Source organism: Vagococcus entomophilus (assembly GCF_003987595.1).
GTDB lineage: Bacteria > Bacillota > Bacilli > Lactobacillales > Vagococcaceae > Vagococcus_E > Vagococcus_E entomophilus.
The window spans coordinates 377,612-402,196 of record NZ_NGJZ01000001.1 but is presented as its reverse complement, the minus strand read 5'-3'; the positions used below and the strand labels follow the sequence as shown (position 1 = coordinate 402,196).

At 36.1% G+C, this 24,585-nt stretch carries 21 protein-coding genes and 1 other annotated feature; of the genes, 5 read left to right on the top strand and 16 right to left on the bottom strand.

Translation table 11 applies throughout. The annotated features are described in order from the left end of the window. Nucleotides 1-21: 21 nt before the first annotated feature. The 3 genes from CBF30_RS01840 to CBF30_RS01830 all read right to left on the bottom strand — a co-directional run bounded on the left by CBF30_RS01840 (nucleotide 22) and on the right by CBF30_RS01830 (nucleotide 5,384). Nucleotides 22-1,659, bottom strand: a complete 1,638-nt coding sequence (locus tag CBF30_RS01840) for a peptide ABC transporter substrate-binding protein (protein WP_126822185.1) — start codon at nucleotides 1,657-1,659, stop codon at nucleotides 22-24. Nucleotides 1,660-1,902: 243 nt separating this feature from the next. Further along, nucleotides 1,903-3,657 carry an ABC transporter ATP-binding protein gene (locus CBF30_RS01835; protein WP_126822183.1) on the bottom strand — a complete coding sequence of 585 codons (1,755 nt, stop codon included), beginning with the start codon at nucleotides 3,655-3,657 and terminating at the stop codon, nucleotides 1,903-1,905. Continuing rightward, nucleotides 3,654-5,384 (bottom strand): ABC transporter ATP-binding protein, encoded by a 1,731-nt coding sequence (locus CBF30_RS01830; RefSeq protein WP_126822181.1) that lies wholly within the window; start codon nucleotides 5,382-5,384, stop codon nucleotides 3,654-3,656. Before CBF30_RS01830 ends, CBF30_RS01835 begins: the two co-directional genes overlap by 4 nt. 413 nt (nucleotides 5,385-5,797) lie before the next feature. On the opposite strand from CBF30_RS01830, the gene CBF30_RS01825 reads away from it, so the two are divergent. The 3 genes from CBF30_RS01825 to CBF30_RS01815 all read left to right on the top strand — a co-directional run bounded on the left by CBF30_RS01825 (nucleotide 5,798) and on the right by CBF30_RS01815 (nucleotide 8,646). Next, nucleotides 5,798-6,013, top strand: coding sequence for a DNA-directed RNA polymerase subunit epsilon (locus tag CBF30_RS01825; RefSeq protein ID WP_126822179.1), 216 nt, complete (start codon nucleotides 5,798-5,800; stop codon nucleotides 6,011-6,013). A gap of 1 nt (nucleotide 6,014) precedes the next feature. Then, complete coding sequence (gene rnjA, locus CBF30_RS01820) at nucleotides 6,015-7,691, top strand: ribonuclease J1 (protein ID WP_126822177.1); 1,677 nt, start codon at nucleotides 6,015-6,017, stop codon at nucleotides 7,689-7,691. Between the two features lie 88 nt (nucleotides 7,692-7,779). Then, nucleotides 7,780-8,646, top strand: a complete 867-nt coding sequence (locus CBF30_RS01815; protein WP_211340461.1) for a glycosyltransferase family 8 protein — start codon at nucleotides 7,780-7,782, stop codon at nucleotides 8,644-8,646. Between the two features lie 5 nt (nucleotides 8,647-8,651). Here the strand turns inward: CBF30_RS01815 and CBF30_RS01810 are convergent, their stop codons facing one another. The 10 genes from CBF30_RS01810 to CBF30_RS01765 form a co-directional block, all read right to left on the bottom strand. After that, nucleotides 8,652-8,852 carry a cold-shock protein gene (locus tag CBF30_RS01810; protein ID WP_126822175.1) on the bottom strand — a complete coding sequence of 67 codons (201 nt, stop codon included), beginning with the start codon at nucleotides 8,850-8,852 and terminating at the stop codon, nucleotides 8,652-8,654. A 169-nt stretch (nucleotides 8,853-9,021) separates the two neighbouring features. Then, nucleotides 9,022-9,729, bottom strand: a complete 708-nt coding sequence (gene radC, locus CBF30_RS01805; RefSeq protein ID WP_126822173.1) for a RadC family protein — start codon at nucleotides 9,727-9,729, stop codon at nucleotides 9,022-9,024. Between the two features lie 112 nt (nucleotides 9,730-9,841). Then, entirely contained in the window at nucleotides 9,842-11,161 is a 1,320-nt protein-coding gene (locus tag CBF30_RS01800) for a bifunctional folylpolyglutamate synthase/dihydrofolate synthase (RefSeq protein ID WP_126822171.1), read from the bottom strand. Between the two features lie 54 nt (nucleotides 11,162-11,215). Beyond that, a complete protein-coding gene (locus CBF30_RS01795) occupies nucleotides 11,216-13,870 on the bottom strand; it encodes a valine--tRNA ligase (protein WP_126822169.1) in 2,655 nt (884 codons plus the stop codon). Between the two features lie 54 nt (nucleotides 13,871-13,924). Continuing rightward, nucleotides 13,925-14,143 (bottom strand) — a binding site (T-box leader). A 39-nt stretch (nucleotides 14,144-14,182) separates the two neighbouring features. After that, nucleotides 14,183-14,671 (bottom strand): thiol peroxidase, encoded by a 489-nt coding sequence (tpx, locus tag CBF30_RS01790; RefSeq protein ID WP_126822167.1) that lies wholly within the window; start codon nucleotides 14,669-14,671, stop codon nucleotides 14,183-14,185. 71 nt (nucleotides 14,672-14,742) lie between these two features. Then, entirely contained in the window at nucleotides 14,743-15,411 is a 669-nt protein-coding gene (locus tag CBF30_RS01785) for a redox-sensing transcriptional repressor Rex (protein WP_126822165.1), read from the bottom strand. A gap of 184 nt (nucleotides 15,412-15,595) precedes the next feature. After that, the gene (gene thiI / locus CBF30_RS01780) at nucleotides 15,596-16,813 is read right to left on the bottom strand and encodes a tRNA uracil 4-sulfurtransferase ThiI (RefSeq protein ID WP_126822163.1); all 1,218 of its coding nucleotides are present in this window, start codon (nucleotides 16,811-16,813) and stop codon (nucleotides 15,596-15,598) included. A gap of 18 nt (nucleotides 16,814-16,831) precedes the next feature. Then, the gene (locus CBF30_RS01775) at nucleotides 16,832-17,980 is read right to left on the bottom strand and encodes a cysteine desulfurase family protein (protein WP_126822161.1); all 1,149 of its coding nucleotides are present in this window, start codon (nucleotides 17,978-17,980) and stop codon (nucleotides 16,832-16,834) included. Nucleotides 17,981-18,341: 361 nt separating this feature from the next. Beyond that, complete coding sequence (locus CBF30_RS01770; protein WP_126822159.1) at nucleotides 18,342-20,063, bottom strand: septation ring formation regulator EzrA; 1,722 nt, start codon at nucleotides 20,061-20,063, stop codon at nucleotides 18,342-18,344. Nucleotides 20,064-20,242: 179 nt separating this feature from the next. Next, nucleotides 20,243-20,896 (bottom strand): HAD family hydrolase, encoded by a 654-nt coding sequence (locus CBF30_RS01765; RefSeq protein WP_126822157.1) that lies wholly within the window; start codon nucleotides 20,894-20,896, stop codon nucleotides 20,243-20,245. Nucleotides 20,897-21,110: 214 nt separating this feature from the next. Here CBF30_RS01765 and CBF30_RS01760 point away from each other — a divergent pair, with 214 nt between their 5' ends. Next, entirely contained in the window at nucleotides 21,111-22,466 is a 1,356-nt protein-coding gene (locus CBF30_RS01760; RefSeq protein WP_126822155.1) for an aspartate kinase, read from the top strand. A 34-nt stretch (nucleotides 22,467-22,500) separates the two neighbouring features. Continuing rightward, nucleotides 22,501-22,791 carry a hypothetical protein gene (locus CBF30_RS01755; RefSeq protein WP_126822153.1) on the top strand — a complete coding sequence of 97 codons (291 nt, stop codon included), beginning with the start codon at nucleotides 22,501-22,503 and terminating at the stop codon, nucleotides 22,789-22,791. A 53-nt stretch (nucleotides 22,792-22,844) separates the two neighbouring features. On the opposite strand, the gene CBF30_RS01750 is transcribed toward CBF30_RS01755, so the two are convergent. The 3 genes from CBF30_RS01750 to CBF30_RS01740 all read right to left on the bottom strand — a co-directional run bounded on the left by CBF30_RS01750 (nucleotide 22,845) and on the right by CBF30_RS01740 (nucleotide 24,578). Further along, nucleotides 22,845-23,048 (bottom strand): hypothetical protein, encoded by a 204-nt coding sequence (locus tag CBF30_RS01750; protein ID WP_126822151.1) that lies wholly within the window; start codon nucleotides 23,046-23,048, stop codon nucleotides 22,845-22,847. 176 nt (nucleotides 23,049-23,224) lie between these two features. Then, on the bottom strand, nucleotides 23,225-23,728 hold the full coding sequence (locus CBF30_RS01745; RefSeq protein ID WP_126822149.1) for a pyrophosphohydrolase domain-containing protein: 504 nt from the start codon (nucleotides 23,726-23,728) through the stop codon (nucleotides 23,225-23,227). Between the two features lie 13 nt (nucleotides 23,729-23,741). Next, complete coding sequence (locus CBF30_RS01740) at nucleotides 23,742-24,578, bottom strand: Cof-type HAD-IIB family hydrolase (protein WP_126822147.1); 837 nt, start codon at nucleotides 24,576-24,578, stop codon at nucleotides 23,742-23,744. Between the last annotated feature and the right edge of the window lie 7 nt (nucleotides 24,579-24,585).

The window sequence follows — 24,585 nt, the reverse complement described above, 5'->3', positions numbered from 1 at the left end:
TTCCTTTTTTTTATTTTTCTATCATTTCACGTAAGATAGTCTGTACGATACTGAGCGTCCAAATGGAAAGGTCTGAATATCCTTTACATCAGATGTTTTAAGATACGCAATTGCACCTTGATACACAGGTACAACCGCTGCATCTTCTTTAATCATAATTTTCTCAGCTGCTAGCATTGTATCCCAGCGTTTTTCTGGCTCGGTAGCATAGGTCGTCATCGCTTGATTAATCGCATCATCATAGGCAGTATTACTATACTTACCAAAATTCAATCCACCAGTAGTCGTATAAGGTTGTAAAAAGTTGATTGGATCAGCATAATCTGGTGTCCATGTTCCGAAGAAGACGTCATAATCTCCCGCACGATTTAAATCCAACCTTTGACCAATAGGGACAGAACGAACATTTATGCTTAGTCCGCTCAAATTCTTTTCCAGTTCCCCTTGTAAAAATTCAACTGTTTTCTTAGCAATAGAAGTATCAGCGGATAAGATTTCAATTGTTACTTTTTCTTTACCAAGTTCTGCTTTTGCTTTTTTCCATTCTGCTTTTGCCTCTTTCAAATTATAGCTCGAAAGATTACCATTTTCTGTACGAAATTCATTTTTATTATTTGGATCTTTAGCAAAATTCGTCGGTACCAACCCATTTAAAGCAGTTGAACCATCTGCTAAAACATTTTGAGCAAAGCTTTTCTTATCAATTGCTTGGGCAATTGCTTTTCTAAAATGAACATTACCTGTTGTTTCTCGTTTAAAGTTAAAGTTCAAATAACCGATTAAGGACTTAGGAACAGAGTGATACTCTGCACTTCCTTGCTTTTGTTTCGCATATTCGTCTGTTAGGACTGTAAAATTCGTTTTTCCAGAATCAAAAAGATTTACGCCTGTGGCAACTTCTTTTACAACATCTACTTTTACTTCTTCCATTTTAACATTCTTAGCATCCCAATAATTTTTGTTTTTAGTCAAGGTCCAACTATCATTGGTTCCATTCCAGCCACTGATTAAAAAAGGTCCATTGGATACAATCGTGTCAGCAGAAGTACCATATTTTTTCCCTACTTTTTGCGCAAATTTAGCATCTTTAGGCAAGAATCTAGTACCTGTCAATAATTTTTTCAAGTAAGTAATCGGATGTTCTAAGGTTAATTCAAGCGTTTTATCATCTAACGCTTTGACACCGAATGTACTCTTATCAGCATTTCCAGAAGAAAAAGCTGCTCCATTTTTAAAGACATCCATACTATCTGAATTTTGAGAACCATAACTTGGATCCGCTACATTTTGAAACGCATAAACAAAGTCATCCGCCACTACTGGATCTCCATTACTCCATTTAGCATCACGCAATTTAAATGTATAAACCGTTTTGTCTGAACTAACAGTTGGCTCAGCAGCAGCAATTCCCAGTTCAGGCTCATTATTTTTGTCTAAACGATATAACCCTTCAATCGCTTGACCAATATTATCAGAGCTGTACACATCATCATACAATGCACTATCAAGAGTAGTCAGAGAACCACTTGAGGTGACATTTATTTTTTGCTCAACTTTCGTATTGGAACTTGTTTTTTTGTTGCTTGAATTCGTGCCCCCACACGCCACAAGAATCAGTGCCAAAGAACTAACCACAAGTAACTTACTTATCTTTTTCATTTCATACCTCCAATTTTTTTAATAAACAAAACTCACATAATTGCTTTTTATTGTAATGTAGGATGCCATTTTTCACAACTAATATGCTGTCTCTTTTTATTATCAAATAAAAAAGTGTATGAAGAGGATGATTTCCATCTTCACACACTCTCTAGCTTGGCATCAACAATCGAAAGAAAAAGTACTTTATAGCAAATGTGCTTCTATTCGAGTTCTTTTTCATTTGTTGCCACAAGCATTACTCTATTCTTCTTGGAATTGACTCTTATATAGAGTTTCGTAAAACCCTTTTTGTTTTAGCAATGATTCATGCGTTCCTTGTTCAATAATTTTTCCATTTTCCATGACTAAAATTAAATCTGCCTCACGAATCGTAGACAAGCGGTGTGCAATCACAAAACTTGTTCGCCCTTGCATCATCTTGTTCATTGCTTCTTGGATTAAAGCTTCTAGACGTGTATCCACTGAACTTGTTGCTTCATCTAAAATCAAAATTTTAGGATCCGCAATCATTGCTCTGGCAATAGTAAGCAACTGTTTTTGTCCAAGCGAAAGATTAGAAGCCTCTTCGTTGATCACCATTTCATACCCACCAGGCAGATGACGAATAAAATGATCTAGGCTCGCATGACGCGCCACGGCCATGACTTCTTGTGTGGTCGCATCTAGACGGCCAAAACGAATATTTTCAGTAATCGTATCATTGTAAACCCAAGCATCTTGTAAAACCATGCCAAATAAAGACCGGACATCCGCTTTACTGATGGAGGTTGTTGCAATGTTATCCACCTTGATGGCACCTTGGCTGACATCATAAAAGCGCATGAGTAAATTAATGAGGGTCGTTTTTCCAGCACCAGTTGGTCCCACAATTGCTACGGTTTGACCTGGCTGAACCTCAAAATTCAAATTTTGGATAAGCGGTTTGTCTTGCGAATACGCAAAGGACACATTCTCAAAACTTACTTTGCCCTCTATTTTATCAGGCAGTTGAACAAGTGTCTTCATTTCTGTTTCTTCTGGCTCATCTAAAAACTCAAATACACGAGATGTAGCGGCAAAAGCACTTTGTAAAACAGCAGATAACTGGGTGATTTGGCCCATTGGTTGACTGATTTGCCAAATATATTGGATAAAGGCCTGTAAGTTTCCAACAGATAAGACACCTTGCAAAATAAAGAATGAACCTAAAACAGACATTCCAATATAGGTTGCATATGCAGTCAATTGAACAAGCGGCATCATAAGTCCGGAGATCACAGCGGATTTAAAACCGAAATTAGACAGCCTATGACTGATTTTTTTAAAGTCTTCCATTGATTCTTTTTCTTGGCCAAAGGCTTTTAGCACACTAAAACCCGTCATATTTTCTTGTACATACGAATTAAGTTCGCCAAGAGAATTTTGCTGTTCTTTAAAATATTTCTGCGATATTTTGACGATCGTACGAGAAATATAAAAAGAGAGTGGAATCATAATCAGCGAAATAACCGCCATTTTGACATTGATATAAAACATCATTCCAACCGCTAGTCCAATGCCCAGCAAAGAATTTAAAATGGCAATAAAACTTTGCTGCAAGGCATTGCTGATAGCGTCCACGTCGTTGGTCACTCTTGACAACACATCTCCTTGCTGATGGCGATCAAAATAAGCAACTGGTAATCGGTTGATCTTCTCTTCAATATCGCGACGCAAATTTCGCATTGAGGTTTGCACAACATTGGTCATCAAATAGTTCGCCAAAAATTGCGCAACACAGTAGCCAAACCCTATCAGTAGGATTAGAACAAGTATTTTCAAAATGTAATCAAAATTAACTGGTTGGTGCATCTTAATATTCTTTGTTACTTCTGTAATGGGTAAACCCGTCACAAGTGGAATTAGCGCATTGCAAACCGTGGCTACCACTGTAAAAAATAGAGCTGAAAAGAACATCAACTTGTGTTGCCTTAAGTATCTCCAAATTCTTTTCCCTGTGACTTTTAGGTTTTTCATGCTAACTCCTCCTCAGACAATTGCGACTTGGCAATATCATAGTAGACTGAGCAATTTTGAAGTAACTCTTTGTGTGTCCCCATTCCTATAATTTTACCCTCATTTAAAACCAAAATTTTATCAGCGTGCATAATCGTTCCAACGCGTTGTGCCACAATCAGAGTAGTAGATTCTTTCGTTTCTTTTTTTAGTCTTTGACGTAGTTTAAAATCCGTCTGATAATCAAGCGCTGAAAAGCTGTCGTCAAATATATAAATCTCTGGTTTACGAATCACCGCACGAGCAATCGCAAGACGTTGTTTTTGTCCACCTGAAAAATTACTTCCACCTTCTGATAGCCTTTCCTCAAATCTCAAAGACTTGGAATCAACAAATTCTTTTGCTTGTGCAATTTCTATTGCTTCTTCTAAATCAGACTCAGTCGCTTCTTTTTTTCCGTAGCGCAAATTTTCTGCTATTGTTCCAGTAAAAAGTAAGGCTTTTTGAGGCACATAGCCAATTTTTTTTCTCAATGACTCTAATTTGTAATCACGGATATCCACACCATCAACCAAAATTTTCCCTTGGTTTACATCATAAAAACGAGGGATTAGCTGTACCATTGAGGTTTTTCCACACCCTGTGCTCCCGATGATCGCAACGGTTTCCCCTGGACTTGCTTTAAAACTAACATTTTCGATTGTAGGAGTGTCTTCTTGTCCTGGATAAGCAAACGAAACATTTTGAAATTCAACATAACCTTTTAACGTTGTCTTTGTCACAGCTGATTCTTTTTCTTTAATAGAGGTCTTAAGTTCTAAAACCTCTTGAATTCTTTGTGCTGAAACAGAGGCACGAGGATACATCATAAAAACAGAGGCAAATAACATGAATGAGAATAAAGCATGGAAGATGTATTCAATAAACGCAATTAAATTCCCAATTTGAAGACTACCATTATTAATTTGTACCGCACCAAACCAGATGATTAATGCCATAATGATGTTAAAAAGAAAGAAAAATGCCGGCTGAGCAAGCGCCATTAATTTGAATAGTTTTTTTGAGCTATCTGCATAATTCTCATTCACTTTTTCAAATCTTTTTTCTTCAAATTTTTCATTCACAAAAGCTCTTATCACACGTAATCCTGATAAATTTTCTCTAAGTATCCTATTGATACCATCTAGATTTTTCTGTTGACGCTTGGACAATGGGTCAGAATATTTACTAATCAATAGTACACCTAAAAGTAGGATTGGAATCGCAAAAAAAACAAATAAAGACAATCCTGGACTGGTTTTCAATACTAAGAATAGACTGACGATAAACATCAATGGCGTCAATAAGCCGGTCTTTAGTATCATTCCTATAAAAATCATCACTTGATACGCATCATTTGTTGTCCTTGTAATTAAAGAAGAGACCCCAATCTGATCATATTCATTATGTGAAAACGTTTGTATATTTTCGTACATATCATCGCGGATTTCCATAATAACCTTTGTCGTGATTTTTTGACCAAAATAAACAAGCAGCACGTTCAAACTAACCCCGATAACGGTAATTAGAATCATCCATAGTCCCATCTTTTTTATATAGCCAAAATCATTGTTCAAGATTCCTTTATCTAGCATCGCTGCTAACAAAGTTGGCAATCCTAATTCAATAATGATGAAGCCAAATACACAAATAAAGTTTCCTAAAAGTAATTTTTTGTGCTTCATCAAGTAGTGCAACATCAACTTCACAAATTATCCCTCCTTATGCTTACTCTTCCAAATATAGCACAGAAAAAATATATCGTAAACTTTTAAAAAAACATCTTTTAATCTTAGTATTTTTTTAAACTTTTCTCACTCAATAACGAGGCTTAAAAAAACAAAAGAAGTAAGACTAATAAGTAGACTATTCTATACTTATGAAAAAAAATATGGTAAAATAGAAGTAATTATTTGGACACAGCGAAATGATACACGCACAGTGAATGAGTATACTACGACAAATGAAACAAAGACGAGGTTTCATTTCATCATCAACAAATATTAGTTATGATGGTTTATTGCTGCTGGGATGCTTTCTTCCCCTGTTTTGTTGTGCTCAAAATGAACAAGCACTCAATACTATTATCATAAATAGTATAATTATAAAGGAGAATGATTTTATGATTTTTAAAGTATATTACCAAAAAACAAAAGAAAGAAATCCAAAAAGAGAACAAACCCTTTCTTTATATGTTGAAGCGGATGATGCTGTACAAGCACGTATCAAAGTGGAAGACAATACCCCATTTAATATTGAACATGTTCAAGAATTAGTCGGAAACCATCTTGAATATGAAAAAGAACATGCAGATTTTGTGCTGACGGAGTTTAACTAACATGAAACTTTCGATAAAAAACAACGAAACAGGTGTTTTTGCTATCGGTGGTCTTGGAGAAATTGGAAAGAATACTTATGGGGTCCAATTTCAAGACGAAATTATCATTGTAGATGCTGGGATTAAATTCCCTGAAGATGACTTACTTGGGATAGATTATGTTATTCCTGATTATAGTTATATCATCCAAAACTTGCACAAAGTCAAAGCGCTCATCATCACCCATGGTCACGAAGACCATATTGGCGGGATTCCGTTTCTATTAAAGCAAGCAAATATTCCGATTTATGCTGGTCCATTAGCGTTAGCGTTAATTACAAACAAATTGGAAGAACATGGATTACTGCGTGAAGCAGAAATGCATGAAATTCATGAAGATACGATTATTAAGTTCCGGAAAACAGCGGTTAGCTTTTTCAGAACAACTCATAGTATTCCAGACGCACTAGGTGTTGTTATCAAGACCCCTTCTGGAAATATCGTTTGTACCGGTGACTTTAAATTTGACTTTACTCCTGTTGGTGAGCCGGCCAACTTACACAAGATGGCAAAAATTGGTGAGGAAGGCGTTCTTTGTCTCTTATCAGACAGTACAAATGCAGAAATCCCTGAGTTTACCAAGTCAGAAGGTGTCATTGGAGAGTCTATTGCTAAAATTGTTGAAAAAGTAGAGGGTCGGATTATATTCGCTACCTTTGCGTCAAATATTTTTAGATTGCAACAAACAGCGATGGCTGCTGTTAAAACGGGGCGCAAAATTGCAGTATTTGGTCGCAGTATGGAAAACGCGATGATTAATGGTCGTAGACTCGGCTATATCGATGTTCCAGATGACACGTTTGTTGATGCACGTGATATTAATCGCATCCCTGCAAACGAAATGATGATTTTGTGTACAGGCTCTCAAGGTGAACCAATGGCTGCTTTAAGCCGAATCGCAAATGGTACACACCGTCAAATTTCTATTCAGCCAGGAGATACTGTGATTTTTTCTAGTTCACCAATTCCTGGGAACACCACAAGTGTCAATCGTCTCATCAACCTACTTTCAGAAGCTGGTGCAGAAGTTATTCATGGGAAAGTCAACAATATCCATACTTCTGGTCATGGCGGTCAAGTAGAGCAAAAATTGATGTTACGTTTAATGAAGCCTAAATATTTTGTTCCAGTTCATGGTGAGTATCGGATGTTAAAAATCCACTCGCAGTTAGCTCATGCTGTAGGTGTGCCCAAAGAAAACTCATTTATTATGGGGAATGGGGATGTTCTTGCCTTGACTGCTGACAGCGCACGACTAGCGGGACACTTCAACGCTGGCGATGTATATGTAGATGGAAATGGAATTGGAGATATCGGCAATGTGGTTTTACGAGATCGGCGCATTCTTTCTGAGGAAGGACTCGTACTTGCAGTTGTCACAGTTAATTATAAGAAAAAAGAAATTTTGGCTGGACCAGACATTCTTTCTAGAGGATTTATCTATATGCGCGAATCTGGTGAATTAATTAGTGAAGGACAACGGATCTTGTTCCACGCCATTCGTAAAGCATTAAAAAACCCAGACTGCGACGAGCAATTGCTGAATACAACCATTATAGACACGCTTCAACCATTCTTAATCGAAAAAACGGAGCGTCATCCAATGATTCTACCTATGGTGATGGAGCCTTCAATATAATAATAACAACTTTAGATAAAAATAGGGCTTGAACCAACGGTTCCAAGTCCTATTTTTCTTTATACTAAAAAAATTAAAGGAGCTTCTGATGAATATTTTAGTAACCATTGATAAAAATTATCTACAGCCACTGTATGTAATGCTCCAATCATTATTTATCAATGATGATTCGGAAACCATGACTATTTACCTAATTTATGATCACCTTGAAGAACGTGATTTAAGAGAATTGCGTCAGTTTTGTACAAATCATCATGCCACTCTTTTCCCAATCCAAGCCGAAGCTCATTTGTTTGCTGAGGCCCCTGTCGTTAAACACTATACTCAGGCAATGTATTATCGTCTTCTCGCTTATAAAATGCTCCCAAAAGATGTCGATAAAGTGCTCTATTTAGACCCCGATATTCTTGTGATTAATTCTTTCTACGAGTTCTATCACACGAATCTATCCACTTACTTATTTGCCGCTGCTAGTCATACAAAAATCACAAAGTTAACTGATCAAGTAAATAAATTACGCCTCAATTCTTATGATACGAAGGGCTATTTCAACTCTGGTGTTTTATTGATGAATTTGAAACAACAGCGCCAAGAAATAAATGAGCAGGATATTTTCACTTATGTGCGCAAACATAAATTAGAATTAATTTTACCTGATCAAGATATTTTGAATAGTTTATATGGTAAAAGAGTTCTATCTATTGACGATACGATTTATAACTATGATACTCGCTCCTATCAGACTTACTATCTTCTTAGTAATGGTGAAAAGGATATCGACTGGGTGATGACACACACAATTTTTTTACACTTTTGCGGGAAAAATAAACCTTGGAACAAGTCTAATCACAATCGCTTTAGTATCCTTTACAAACACTATCAACAAATCGTAAAACGTGAAAAAGTACTGAACAAAAAACTCGCATCTAAAAAGATGCGAGTGATAATTTTATAATCAAATTAGTTTTTTTCAACGTTTGCTGCTTGAGGTCCGCGGTCTGTTTCTTCAATATCAAAAGTAACAGATTGTCCTTCTTCTAATGATTTGAATCCTTCACCTTGGATTGCTGAAAAATGTACAAATACATCTCCACCATCTTCTTGTTGAATAAATCCAAATCCTTTTTCAGCATTAAACCATTTAACTGTTCCTTGAGCCATTATACATTTCCTCCTCGTGCCTAACGCACATATGATTATTGTAATACTTGCTACTGGTACGATAGAGGTGTCTTGATTGATAGATAAAACAACTTCTATGATGCGACCGAACAAAAATTACACTTACATATTAACGTATTTATAAAAAAATTGCAAGTTTTTCTCCTATTTATTCTTCACACTCCCCACTTTCTTTGAGGCTGATATACGATTTTGTCCCCACAATAAGGTGATCCAAAAGCTCAATCCCCATCATCCTACCACAACTAAAGATCCTTCTAGTAAATAAGATGTCATTGGTTGACGGCGTAGGATTTCCAGACGGATGGTTATGAACTAGAATAATTTGAGCAGCAGAACATCTCACCGCCCCTTTAAAAATCTCTCTTGGATGTGCAATTGTTTGATTAAGCGATCCAATAAAAATCGTCTCTTTTTTTAATAATTCATTTTTTACATTCAGATATAGGGCAATTAAATGTTCTTGCTTGAGGTCTTTTAATTCGTACATCATTGATCTAGCGATCTGCTTACTCGAACTTACCTTCCCAAGTTTTAATTGATTTGAGCCAGCAATTCGGCATCCAAGCTCAATAGCTGCTTTGATTTCTAACGCTTTGATTTCACCAATTCCATTGATTTTTTGAAGTTCCTCTACTGTCGCCTCTTTTAATTCATGTAAGTTCTCAAATTGATTTAAAAGATGCAACGCTACCTCCATCACATGCTCTTTTTTTGAACCGGTGCGAAGCAATACTGATAGTAATTCTTGGTTTGATAGTGCTTTTACTCCATACAATCTTAATCTTTCTCTTGGTCGAATTGACTTTGGTACTTGGTTACAAAACTTCATCAACAGTTTTTCCTGCACAATCATCCCCACTTTCTTTCTAAAGACTATCTTTAAATACGCAGATTCAGTGTTTTACTACAAAAAAACTTTCTAGCTAACTTAACGCAATCGTTAAGTTAGCTAGAAAGTTTAATTCTTACTCCTCGTGTGCTTTTTGAAGCTCACGAATCTCTTTTTTCACTTCTGAAATAAAATAAAGAGAACCTGTTATCAAAATAATTTCTTCACCGGACTCCTGCTGTAAAAAATCATGTAGCGCCTGGCGCCAGTCTTGATAATACACAAAATTCTTTTCCAGAGGCAACGCTTCATAATTACTTTGATCTGCTGCATTTGGATAGTCAAATGTTGAAAGAACGACATGTATATCGGGAACAGTGGTAAGCTCTGATAGCATATTGTTTAAATTTTTTGTTTTTAATCCAGCAAAAATGGTATTTACTTTTTGTCCTTTAAACTCTTTTTTTAGATTACTTACCAAGCATTTTATCGCTGGTTCATTATGAGCACCATCTAGAATAATCAATGGTTCTTCTGATATTTTTTCCATTCTTCCTGGCCAAAAAGCTTGATTCAATGCTTCTTGACGTTCTTTTTTAGAAGAATGGAGTTGGAGTACCTGACTGATGATGCAAAAGAGTTGGAGCGCAACAGAAGCATTGTCAACCTGATGTTGTCCAAGCATTGGGATTTGATACGTCTCTTTTGGCCATACCTCATTTTTGAAAGAAAAACGTTCACCCCATGTACTTAATGTTTGCACATGTTGGGACTCAAACGCTTGATGTTGTATATAGACTGGACTATTTTTTTTAGAAGCCTCTTTTACAATTACTTCCCTTGCTTCATCGTCCACATCACCAACTACAACTGGCACTTTTTCTTTGATAATCCCAGCTTTTTGGTACGCAATTTTTGCCAAGCTATTGCCTAAAATATCCATATGATCAAATCCAACGGTCACAATCCCAGAAATAATTGGTGTAATAACATTCGTTGAGTCAAGAAGTCCGCCGATTCCGACTTCGATAATCATGATATCTACTTTTTTTTCAGCAAAATAATCAAACATTAATGCCGTCAAAATTTCAAATTCAGTGATACCATTCGTTTCTTCTTGGCTGTCAACTTCAGCTACTAAGGGTCTGATTTTATTGCTCCAAAAAATCAAATCATCATTTGAAATAGGTACACCATTAATACTAATTCTTTCATTAAATATCTCCACATATGGTGAGGTAAACGTTCCCACTTGTAAAGCTTGTTTTTCTAATAAACAGCGTAAAAATGTAACCGTCGAGCCTTTTCCGTTGGTCCCAGAAATATGCACCGACTTTACTTTATTCTGAGGATTACCTAGCTTTGATAAAAGCGCATTTACTCTTATCAAACCAGGTCTTGAACCAAATTTTTTACGACTGTGAATCCACGATAAAGTTTCTTCATAAGTCTTCAAACTACATCGCTCCTCATATTTTATTTCAATAATTTTTTACGAACTGTTTGAACTTTACATATTTTTAAGTGTGGCAATTCGTTCTGCCACAGCAATTTGTTTTTCTAAATAATCTTTTTCTTTTTCTTTTTCAGCCGCAACAACTGCCTCGGGCGCTTTCGAAACAAATCTTTCATTGTTCAATTTTCCTTGCACACGCTTCACTTCATTGTCCCATTTTACCAACTCTTTTTCTAGACGCGCAACCTCTGCTTTAATATCAATTAAACCTTCAAGCGGCAAGTAAATTTCTGCCCCCGTAATGACCGCACTCATCGCACTTTCTGGAGCTGAAACAGTTTGGGCAATTTCCAATTTTTCTGGATTACAAAAGCGCTCAATATATTGTTTATTTTCAAGTAAAAATTGTTCAATCTTTGCATCAGTCGTCTTAATTAATAAGGTAACTGCTTTGGAAAGTGGCGTATTTACCTCAGAACGAATGTTTCGAACAGCACGAATCACTTCTTTTAAGACTTCCATTCCTTCTGCTGCCAATTTATCATTTAACTCTGGTCGAACTTCTGGGTACTTCGCTACAACTAGTGAACGACCCTCATGAGGGATTTTTTCCCAGATTTCTTCTGTTACAAATGGCATAATTGGGTGTAATAAACGTAAGATCTGATCGAGTACAAAAACAAGGATGCTTTGTGTCATTTTCTTCGCTGTTACATCTTCCCCGTACAATACTTCTTTACTCATCTCAATGTACCAATCGCAAAAATCATCCCAAATAAAGTTGTACAATTTGCGACCCGCTTCGCCAAATTCAAAATGATCAAATAAATCCGTGACTTGTTCAATCGTTTCATTTAATCGAGTTAAGATCCACTGATCCGCTACATTCTTTGTCCCTTCAAGTTGGATATCTTCATAAGTTAGCTCTTCTGTATTCATGATTACATAGCGACTAGCATTCCAAATTTTATTGATAAAGTTCCACGATGCATCCATTTTTTCATAACTAAAACGAACGTCTTGCCCTGGAGCAGAGCCATTTGATAAGAACCAGCGAAGCGCATCAGCTCCGTATTTTTCAATAACTTCCATTGGATCAATTCCATTACCCAATGATTTGCTCATTTTCCGTCCTTGCTCATCACGAATCAAACCATGCATTAGTACATTGCTAAAGGGTTTTTTTTCTGTAAACTCTAAGCTTTGGAAAATCATCCGACTAACCCAGAAGAAAATAATATCATAACCTGTCACTAAAGTGTTGGTTGGAAAATAACGTTTATAATCGGCCGCTTCTTCATCTGGCCAACCCATTGTTGAAAACGGCCATAAAGCAGAGCTAAACCAAGTATCCAACACATCACTATCTTGTGTCCAATTTTCTAAATCCTCAGGTGCTTCTTCCCCAACATATACTTCACCAGTCTCATTATGATACCATGCTGGAATTTGATGTCCCCACCACAGTTGTCGAGAAATAACCCAATCATGGACATTTTCCATCCAACGAATAAAGGTTTGATTAAAGCGAGGTGGGAAAAATTCTACAGCCTCTTCAGTTGCTTGATTTTGAATGGCTTTTTCAGCAAGTGGTTGCATCTTAACAAACCACTGACTTGATAGACGTGGTTCTACTACAACTCCTGTACGTTCTGAGTGCCCAACTGGGTGCACAATTGGCTTGATTTCAATTAGTAAACCAGCATCTTTCGCATCCTTGACAAATTGTTTCCGAGCATCAAATCGATCCATTCCACGGTATTGAAGTGGAACACGCTCAACATCTGCCATCTTTCCTTCTAAATCCATAATAATATCTTGAGGAATTTGATGTCTCAAGCCTACCTCAAAGTCGTTAGGATCATGTGCTGGGGTAATCTTTACACAACCAGAACCTTTTTCAATATCTACATACTCATCGGCAATAACAGGAATTTTTACTCCAGTTAAAGGAACAATCACTTCTTTTCCAACAACGTCTTTGTAACGCGCATCATCTGGATGAACCGCAATTGCCCCGTCTCCAAACATGGTCTCCGGACGAGTTGTCATAATTGTTAGATACTCACCGCTTCCATCTGCAAATAGATACTTAAAGTAATGTTCGTTTCCTTGAACTTCTTTATGGATGACTTCAATATCTGATAAAGCGGTTTTTGCCTTAGGATCCCAATTAATAATGTATTCCCCACGGTAGATCAGACCTTTTTTATAAAGAGCAACGAAAACTTTTCGAACTGCCGCAGAAAGTCCGTCATCTAAAGTGAATCTTTCTCTTGAGTAATCGAGGGATAGACCCATTTTTGCCCACTGTTCGCGAATGTGGCTAGCATACTCTTCTTTCCAATCCCATACTTGTTCTACAAATTTTTCTCTCCCTAAGTCATAGCGAGAGATTCCTTCTTGTGCAAGCTTTTCTTCTACCTTAGCTTGAGTAGCAATTCCTGCGTGATCCATTCCTGGAAGCCAAAGTGTGTCGAATCCTTGCATGCGTTTTTGCCGAATAATCATATCTTGAAGGGTTGTATCCCAAGCATGTCCTAGATGAAGCTTTCCGGTGACATTTGGTGGTGGGATTACAATCGAATAGGGCTCTGCCTGTTTATTTCCACTCGGACGAAAAACATCTTCTTCTAACCATTTTTCATATCTTCCTTTTTCTACTTCTTGTGGTTGATACTTTGTTGGCAAATTTTTTCCTTCTGTCATCTTACTGCCTTCTTTCTTTTAAAATAAAAAAAAAGTCCTAAAATACGTATTGTATTTTAGGACGAATCGACTCATTCGCGGTACCACCTAATTTGTAGTGCGTTTACTACCTCTCTAGCGTGAAATAACGATCACGAATCGGCTTTTTCTACATTCATTCAAAAAAGCAACTCCCAAGCTACCTTCGCACACTTCCAATTAAAAATCTTTCAGCATCTGATTTTCTTTCTTTAAATTGGTACCTGTGTTACTCCTCTTGTTCTGCGTCTAACCCTTATTCTACAAGAAAAAACAAAAGACGTCAAACACAACTTATAAGTTTGTAACAACGTCTAGTGCTTTGCCATAATCTGGCTCCTGTGCCATTTCTGGTACAATTTCTTCATATACAATTACACCATTTTTGTCTACCACAAAAATAGAACGTGCTAAGTGTTTAGCACTTGGGATATAGAGCCCGTACGCCTTTGCAAAGTTAAGTTCGGTATCATGTAACAACTCCATATCGACTCCCTCAGCCGCACACCAATTTGCTTGTTCTTCTGCTGTATTATTCGAAATCGTCAGGAAATGCACTTCTTTAATATTTCCAGCCTCTTGATTGAAACGTTTTGTCTGTAAAGCACAAACACGCGTATCAATATCTGGCACAACACTGATTAATACTGGCTTATCTGTCAAATCAGATAAATTGATTATTTGTTTTTTTAAATTAACTAAGGAAAAATCTGGTGCTTTCTCTCCTACTTTAGGTTGAACTCCTTCAACTTCTGCCATCGTTCCTTTGATTGTAATTTCCATACTCGGCCACCTCTTTCTCTTATGATTATAAGAGATTGGGGATAAAAAAACAAAATAATTGCCTTATCGCACTATTTTGAAAAACGAAACTTATTAGCAGTCGGAAAATTCTCATCAAAATAAATTAAAGTTTGTAATTCAGTCGTCAAATCAATGTATTGGACTTTGACACTTTCAGGAACTTTCACTCGATTAGGTGCAAAATTTAAAATAGCGGTTATTCCCGATTCTACTAATTTTTCTACTACCTCTTGAGCATATTCACTTGGTACCGTGGTAATAGCCGTGGTAATGCTCTTTTCCTGAATGATTCTTTTTAAATCGTTCATTGAAAACACTGAAATGCCATTAATTTTTTGACCTATTTCAGCTGAGGATACATCAAACGCACAGGTTATTTTTAGGTTTTCATTTCTTCTAAAATTATTTTTAAGTAGCGCCTTTCCAAGATTGCCCACCCCGACTAAAGCGATTCTTCTTTCAATTTTTGTGTGTAAAATATTTCCAAAAACTTCTAATAAATACGCTACACTATAGCCATATCCACTTCGTCCAAGTTCACCTAGGTGGGAGAAGTCACGACGAATAGTCGCTGCTGGTACTTGAATCATTTGGCTAAATTCTTTTGACTTAATTCTTTCTATTTTTGATTCTTCTAAGATTTTTAAATAACGATAATAAATTGGAATTCTCTTAGCAGTAGCTCTGGGTAGTCCCTTAATTTCTGAATTTTCTTGCATTTTATCACCCACTTGTTATCTTTTTCACATATTATTATAACATTTAGTACTGATATTGACAATCGATTGTATATGAAAATAAGTCGAAGCAAGCCTTAAATAGCTTGCTTCAACAGCTTCTCAGTGGGAAACAAATGAATATCTTGCTTGTTTTAGCCCAATCATTATTAACCAAAAAATACTTTTACAAAAAGTCGGAAAACTCATCTTCCTGATTTTCTAAATAGCTTTCGCCTGCGTGAATCTCTGTTATCTCAATTCTTTCTAGTGCTCTTTCAATTAATCCTGCAACATCAAGTCTATTCTCATATTCTATAGCCTTCTCTAGCTTAGGCTTTGTTTTAGGTTGTGGTGGGGCAAAAATAGTACAACAATCTTCAAATGGTTGAATAGCCAATTCAAACGTATCGATTTTTATTGCGAGATCAATAATTTCATTTTTATCTAATGCTACTACTGGACGAATAATCGGTGTATTGGTGACATCATTAATCGCTATCATACTCTGCAAAGTCTGCGAAGCAACTTGCCCTAGTGATTCCCCATTAATGATTGCTAGCCCCTTCCTTTTTAAGCGGATAGCATCCGTAATGCGCAACATCATTCTTCTTGTCACTGTCATTAAATAACTTGGTGGCACGTGCTGCTTTATTTCTTCTTGTATTTCTGTAAATGGAACTTCCAAAAACTTGATTTCGCCTACATAAGGAGCCAATTTAACCGTCAAATCTTTGGCTTTAGCTAATGCTTGTTCACTCGTATAAGGAGGACTGGCAAAATGCACCGCTTCGATTTTCACTCCACGCTTCATCGCCATATAGCCTGCAACTGGAGAATCAATTCCGCCTGATAACATCAACATCCCTTTTCCACTCGAACCAACTGGCAAGCCACCAGCTCCTTTAATGGTCAAACAAGATAAAAAGGCTCCTTCGTTGCGAACTTCAACTCGTAATTTGATATCAGGCCGGACCATTTGCACCTTGATTTTAGGAAATGCTTTCACGATACGTGCACCAAGTTCACGGTTCAAATCATTCGTATCCAGCTCAAATGTGTGGTCCGCTCTTTTAGCTTCTACCTTAAAACTTTTTCCTGCTGTGTCGATTTCATCCATTAACTGTAGCGCTGTATCCTCAATTTGATCCAGTGATTTTTCTACTTTAATTGATGGAGAAAAATTTTGAATTCCAAAAATAGGACGCAAGCACTCCATGACCTTCGTACTATCTTCTCCGTTTAAAAGGAGGTGCATTCGATCACGTTCACCGTGGATCCTAACATTTGGAAATTGATGTAAGGCTTTTTTTACATTCATCACCAATTGATTGATAAAAATCTTTCTGTTTTTCCCTTTCGTAGATAGTTCGCCATAGCGAACCATAATTTCTGTATATTGCATGGTAGTTCCTTTCAATAGTTAGTTGATTTTTGAAAATTTTTGGTATAGTTGTTGAAAGATAATCATAAACTGCTCTGCTTCCACCATAGTGTTTTTTTCACAAAGGCTTAGGCGCACGGCACCAGTTGCGATAGACGGACTTACAGCCATTGCTTGTAGTGTACCAGGTGTCAATCCTTTCTTACTCGAGCATGCACTTGTTGTTGAAATAAAGACTTCTTTTTTTTCAAAGGCATGGACAAGGACCTCACCTCTGACACCTTTTAACGAAAAACATAAAATATGTGGCGCATATTTTTGCTCACAAGCTTCGGAAAAAACTGTCACTTTTTCAAACTTTCTTAATGAGTCTAGTAAAAATTGTTTAATATTTCGTTGATGTGCATTTTTTTTAGCTTGATCTTCTTGTAACATTCTCAAGGCTTTTGCCGTAGCAACAATTCCAGGAACATTTTCAGTTCCATTGCGTAATCCACGCTCTTGACCTCCACCATTTAAAAGAGGGGCTAGTTTCTTTCCTTCTTTTGAATAAACAATTCCTACTCCTTTTGGTCCATGGAACTTATGTGCAGAAAAAACCGCAAAATCAACTCTTGGAGTCAGCCAGCTTGTAATTGGAATTTTTCCAATCGCTTGCACCGCATCCACATGAAAATGAATTTTCGGAAATGCCTCCAGAACCTCACTAATTGCTTGAATAGGTTGAATCGTACCAATTTCATTGTTAATTGCCATAACAGAAACAAGGATTGTTTGACTCGTAATCAAGTTTTTCAATGCTTCTACTTTCACAAAGCCCCGATTGTCTACGGGTAAAAACTTTACTACAAACCCTAGACGTTCTAGTTGCTTCGCCGACTCACTTACAGCAGGGTGCTCAATAGCAGAGAGAATAATTTCCTTGCCAAATGGAGCTTTTTCAATTGCGGTGCCTTTTATCACCCAATTATCGCCTTCTGTTCCGCCACTTGTAAAAAATATTTCATTGACGGAAACATTTAATAAGCTCGCGACTTGCTTTCTTGATTGTTCCAACAAACGATATGCTTGGCCGCCTACCAAGTGCAAGCTAGAGGGATTGCCAAAGATTCGTTGGCTTGTTCTCATATATGTGTCTAGTACACTTGGCTCGATTTGAGTTGTTGCACTATTGTCAAAATAAATCATTTATTTCACTCTTCTCTTCATAATCTAACTTTAACATTATATACCAAACAACCGCATTATTCATTCTTTTTTTGCGTGAATATCTAATTGAAATGCCTAGATTAGAAAAAAATAATATCTACCAAAGAAAAGACTTAAAGCCTTCCCGCTAATTTTGACCCTAAAAAGGATACTCTTTGTTATTTTACTTGTCTCTCAAAAAAAATTATTCCCCTCTATTTTGAAGTAGAAACGCGTTACAAGAATCTTTTCAGTCGGTCCATGTCGAGTGTTTGTGCTAGTGATTTAAATTATATTCAGCTATGTTTTCGCTTTTGATTTATAAAAAAAAGTTTTGAGCTTAACAGCTCAAAACTTTTTCTTATAAAATTTCGCGATTGTGATAGTAGAATGATTCAATTCGCTTTGGTGCGCCTGGCTCAGTCAGCTCTAAAGCAGCACGAATTTCTTCCAGAGCGTCTTGATAGCGATATTCTTTATCAAACAGTTCTAATGTACGATCCATTGCTCCTTGAATCGCTGGATGTGTATGCTTAAAACGATTAGCATACTGAAGCATTTGTTCTGTAAGAGCAGCACTATCTACAAGCTCATTGGTCTTTTGTTCGAGTAATTGAATATCGTCTTGGCAGAATCCCACAAGATCATTGATATGGTCCATGTCGATTCTCAATTTGTTCAACTCTTGCGATAGTTCTTCTACGCGATCAGTCGCCACAAAGAAAAATTCTAAATAGTCGGCTGGAATCCCTGGCAACCGGTATTTTTCAATGTATCGTTTCATTGTCCGTAGTTTAAACTCAAATTCATCTACTTTTGCCAGTGCGTGTTTTTCATCCGTTCTTAACTTTTGAATGGATTGGTCAATCACGATTTGTTCATTTTCTATGTCCCCTAGGTACTGGAACATTTCCTCATAAAAACTTTTCACTTCTGAAAAGACAGCAGTTTGATCGGTCAATTTTTCTTCAACTTCAAGATTTTGTTTTTGGATTTCTTCAATTTGTGTTTGGAAGGTCCTAGACGTTCCAAGTTCATTATGGTTTAATGTATAACTTTGGGAAGTATGATCTAGTTCAATAATCAATTGACGGTTATTTCTTTGTACATGTCTTAGATAATCATTTATCTTACTTTGATTTTTAGAAACGTATGTTTTCGCATCCATTTCTTTTTCCATTTCGCTGTATAAACGATCAATTTTTTTATCAATTTCAAGATTATTCTCTTCCACAATTGAAATTTCACATTTTTCTAACTCTTTTAGCGTACTACTTTGTAGTTTTTTCACTTTAGCCAGTTCTTCCCCGACAAAATTGTTACTAAATTGATAATTTTCTGCTTTTAATTTGGCATATCCTTCATCAATTTCTTTTATTTGCTCTGGGAACACCTCGTTCAAATCTTTGTACAAAGGTGGTACTTTTTCTAAAGTAGCTTTTAACTCATAAGTTTTCTCTTCTGCCTCTGTTAAAACAGAACGAGCCTCCATCGGATCTCCTGACGTATTAAGCGCAACAAATTGGGTGAACTCCGTTTCAATCTTATCAACACGTTTTTCTAGTTCTTTCAAAGCAGGTCCATATTTTTCACCGTTATCATGTACGTCTTTTGCGATTTCTTCATAGGCATCAAGTGCCTTTTGAACATCGAGAGAGTTTGTTTTTTCACTTTCTCTCAGTTCTTTTAGCCCTGCTCTGACTTGATCAACTTCTCGTTCCATTTCTTCCATGGTTTCGTAAGCTTCATCTACAGCTTGTTTTACTTTTAAAAATCTAAACGTGTCATTTAAACTTTCTGCTTCAAAAATTCGACTTTCTAATTCTGCAAAGGATGTTGTTGAAATGTCTGACCATTTTTGATTCCACTCTCTAAAAGTATTTTGACTTTGACCAACCAAATGCATTTTTTTTACTTCATCTACCTCTTCAATTACAGGTAAATCAAACAGTGCGATTTTTCTTTCTTCTAATTTTTTTAGCCGTTCATCATTTTTTCTTTTCATTAAAAAGGCAACTAAATAGAGAATGGCTGCTACTACTATAATCGAGACAAAAATAAATAACATTGTGTTTGATTTCATGAAGATTCCTCCGTCTATTTCGCTATAATCCTACACTTAAATAGGAAGACTATGTTTTCGTTATATTTATATTCACTATTGCTTTTCCGTTCTCCATATTATATGAAGACATCTAAAGTTGATTATAGCACAGCAAAAAGGTTCTATCACTATAAAATTAAAAAAATCATGCAATAAATTTATTTAGTTAATACTTTTAATACTTCTTTTAAGGAATAAATTTTTTGATTAGCTTTTTCTTGATTCATCTGGTAACGACTGTCCACTAAAGCCCAAACTTCCAACTGGGCATTTACTGCAGCAGCGATTCCTGCTTCTGAGTCCTCAATCACCACACAGTTTTCAGGCATTACCCCTAAAGCCTGAACGGTATACGTATAAATTTCTGGATTAGGTTTGGTTTCTTTAAAGTCTTGTCCACTAACAAGAAGATCAAACTCGTCTTCTAACTCACATTGTGCTACCATTTTATCGATTGCAATTTTAGTTGAAGAAGAAGCAATAGCGACTTTGACATGTGCAGCCTTTAGCTTTTTCACAACTTCTTTTACCTCAGGATTTAATAGCGTTTCATATGGGATAATATTTTGCTTTTTAAATTCTTTGTATGCCTCTTCTAATTCAGCTACTTTCTTTTCAGAAAATTGCTCTGAATTCTCTACTAATTTTGGGAATATTTTTTTAAAGGTTAAACCAATCAACTGATTCATCGGAATTTTCCTAACAGTTAGACCTTGAGAAACTAAAAATTCGCTACGACGTTCTTGGTAGAACTCTTCGCTGTCCACTAAAACCCCGTCCATATCAAATATAACGGCTTCTATTTTTTTCATTCTATCGCAACCTTTCTATTCCTATTTATGCTAGCAACTTCTATATGAATGGTCAAGGAAATACTTTTCTCATGACACAAATATGTTATGTTTTCCTTTAAAAAAAAGAAATAACAGAGAAATTTATGGATTTTAATTGATTTTATAGCAGAATTTTTGTATTCTAAATAGTGATAAATAACTCGAGAAACTCACATAATAGGAGTGAATATAAGTGAAGGTTATAAAATTTGGTGGCAGTTCTTTAGCTTCCGCCACACAATTAAAAAAAGTTTTGGATATTGTAAAATCTGATGATAAACGAAAATTTGTCGTCGTTTCTGCTCCAGGTAAACGTAGCACCGATGATGAAAAAGTAACGGATATGCTTATTCAATACGCAGAAGCTTACCTCGCAAATAAAGAGGTAAACAAGTATCAAGAAAAAATTATCAATCGATATGCAGATATGGTGCAAGAACTTCACTTAGATTCTTCTGTCTTAACCAAAATTTCAGATTCCATCAAAAAACTTTGCCACTTGGATAAAACGCATCCGCATCGTGTATTAGATACGTTTAAAGCGAGTGGTGAAGATAATAACGCCAAATTAGTTGCGGCTTATTTTAGCTCTAATGGCTTGCCTGCAACGTATGTGAATCCTAAACAAGCAGGCTTACTTGTTAGTGACGAGCCTGGCTGCGCCAATGTACTAGATGAAGCTTACGAGCAGTTATCCAACTTGCATCATATAGAGGGAACACTCGTGATTCCTGGTTTCTTTGGTTATACAAAAAAAGGAGATATCTGTACGTTTTCAAGAGGTGGCTCTGATATAACTGGTTCCATTATTGCCGCAGGAGTTCATGCTGAATTATACGAAAACTTTACGGATGTTGATGCGATTTATGCAGCGCATCCCGGAATTATTGACGAGCCTAAAAAAATTGATGTTTTGACTTTTAGAGAGATGCGTGAGCTTAGTTACGCTGGCTTTGGTGTTTTTCATGATGAAGCATTAATCCCTGCATTTAAAGCAAATATTCCAGTTGTCATCAAGAATACCAATAACCCTAGTGCTCCTGGAACCAACATCGTAGCTTCAAGAGCGACTAATCCTCATGAATCCGTCATTGGAATTGCTGGAGATGCTGGATTTTCAAGTATTTATATTAGCAAATATTTGATGAACCGCGAAGTGGGTTTTGGTCGTCATGTTTTAGCTATCTTTGAAAGTTTAAATTTGAATTATGAGCATATGCCTTCTGGAATTGATGATATTTCAATTGTGCTGAGAGAAAGTCAAATTACATCTGAGCTTGAGCAAATCCTACTGGAGCGTTTAAAGAAAGAATTATGTCTTGACGAAGTAAAAGTAAGACATGGTCTATCAATGATTGTTGTAGTAGGTGAGGGAATGAAAAGTCGCGTTGGAATTGCGGCAAAAGGTACTTGCGCTTTGGCTAAGGCTGGAATTAACTTGGAAATGATTAATCAAGGCTCTTCAGAGGTGAGCATTATCTTTGGAATAAAAAAAGAGGATGAAATAGACGCAATCAAAGCTCTTTACCATGCCTACTTTAACGAGTGATAAAATACTAAATACATTGAGGTTTAAAACAATTATGACAAAAGATATCAAAACTACTTCTATTGAAGTAGACGCCAATGCTTCTGTAGATTTTACTGATTTATTCACAAATGCATTCATGAAAGAACACACTTCTTTTTCTGATATTTATTCTTTCTTTGAAAAAGGTGGATTCAAAGCAAAAACGAATGAAGATTTTGAAAAAATTGATGAAAAATCACTTGATGCCTATATCATAAAACAGACAGACTTTAGTAGTTGGCTCGAAATGTTAGCTATCGCTTCCAATGAATATATTGCGACTAAATTTGAACAAAAAAAATAAGACAAAAACCCCTTCTCAAGTTATTTTGAGAGGGGTTTTTGTTACTTCTTTACTTAAACTTTAACTAGGTGTTCGTATTTGGCTACAACCATTTTTATTTTTTCTTCTACCGTATCTGCATCACATGTTGCACAACTTTCAATTGCAATGACCACGCAGTTTTCCATTTTATGTGTTACTTTTCCAACCGCTTCTTCATTTAACCCAACTGCTTGGCAGAGATATTCTTCCCCAACCTCTACTAATTCTTTATTCATAAATTTTCACATCCAATTAAATAGAATAGGCCAATTTTTTTATAGTAACAAAATAACAAAAAAATACTAGAAAAGGAACAAGATTAGCAATATTTATCCGTTTTAGAAAAAATTGTTCTAAAAAGAGGCATTTTCCAAGCGCTTTTAATACAATATTGTATTAAAATAAAAATTTGTTATTTATTTTTTTGTTTGTCCAGCGCTTTTTTGATTTTATTTTCAGGAGCAAACATTGCTTCCCAATGTGCAGGTTTTAGTATTTTATGTGTTATTGGGTCAAAATGAGCCAGTCCATCTGGAAATTTCTTCCCCATATTTGCTTGATGGACAATGTGAAAGATTTCAGTTGGGTCGACTCCCATTAAAACAAATGAACCATACGTCAAATAAAGTAAATCTGTCAAAGCATCGACCTGTTCTACTAATGGATCCTTAACTTTTTTTTGTTTTTGTTGAATTTTATTTACAGCCTTATCTATACTCCCTTTTAGATAGGCAATATTTTGTGCAAAAAGCTGCGAGTCATTTTCAGATGATGCATAAATAAATTCTACTATTTCTTCAATTTTAAATTCAGCACGATGTTTTGCTTCTACTAGATTGAATGCAGTTGGTTTTGAGTGTTCACTTGGATGAAATTCATTGTGGAATTCTTGAACTTTTTCATAAAAATGATCCATTATTTCTCTCCTTTTAATTAAGTAACTGATAATAGTGTAAAGCGTTCATAATTCCATCGTGATTGTTATCGCTCGTCACATAGTTGGCGCTTTTTTTGACTTCCGTTAACGCATTCCCCATTGCTACCCCAATTCCTGCATAGCTTAACATCCCAATATCATTCCAGCTATCTCCAAAAACCATAATTTCTTCTTGAGTTATGCCGTAAGCAGCACACACAGCCTGTATGCCTTTTTCCTTTGCACCATTTTTTGGTAGGATGTCGACTAAATAACTACTTGATCGAGTAAAATCACAATCAGGAAAACTTGTACTCAGCGCAGATTGTTCACGAATATCACTCACCATCATACACTGATAAACTGGTTCAGTCGTATGCAAGAGCTTTTTATACGTACCTTGTCCTCCACTACCTAAAAGCCGCAATACTTTTTTAAGAAAAGAAGCAGAAATATTCTTGGGAAATAGGTTCGAAATTTTTTTCAACCATCCTTTTTCTCCTTGGGTCATATAATAACTGCCTTTTAATTCATCTGAAAACCCAAAGACGGTTTGTTTCTTTTCCTTAATCGAATACTTAGCGATAGCGTGAACAATCTCTTGGGAAAATGGTTTTGAAACAAAGGTCGTCGTCTCGTTATAAGCCAATTGTCCATTATAGGTCACAAATAGATCAAATGTGACGTTGTCTAACCGATTTTTTAATTGACTTGGCCCTCTCCCCGTAGCAATACCACACAGAATTCCTTGTTTTTGTAGTTGCTTGATTGCTTGTTTTGTACTAGGTAAAATCTGTGACTGATTTGTTAATAGTGTCCCATCAACATCAAAAAAAACTGCCTTTATCATGTTTCTC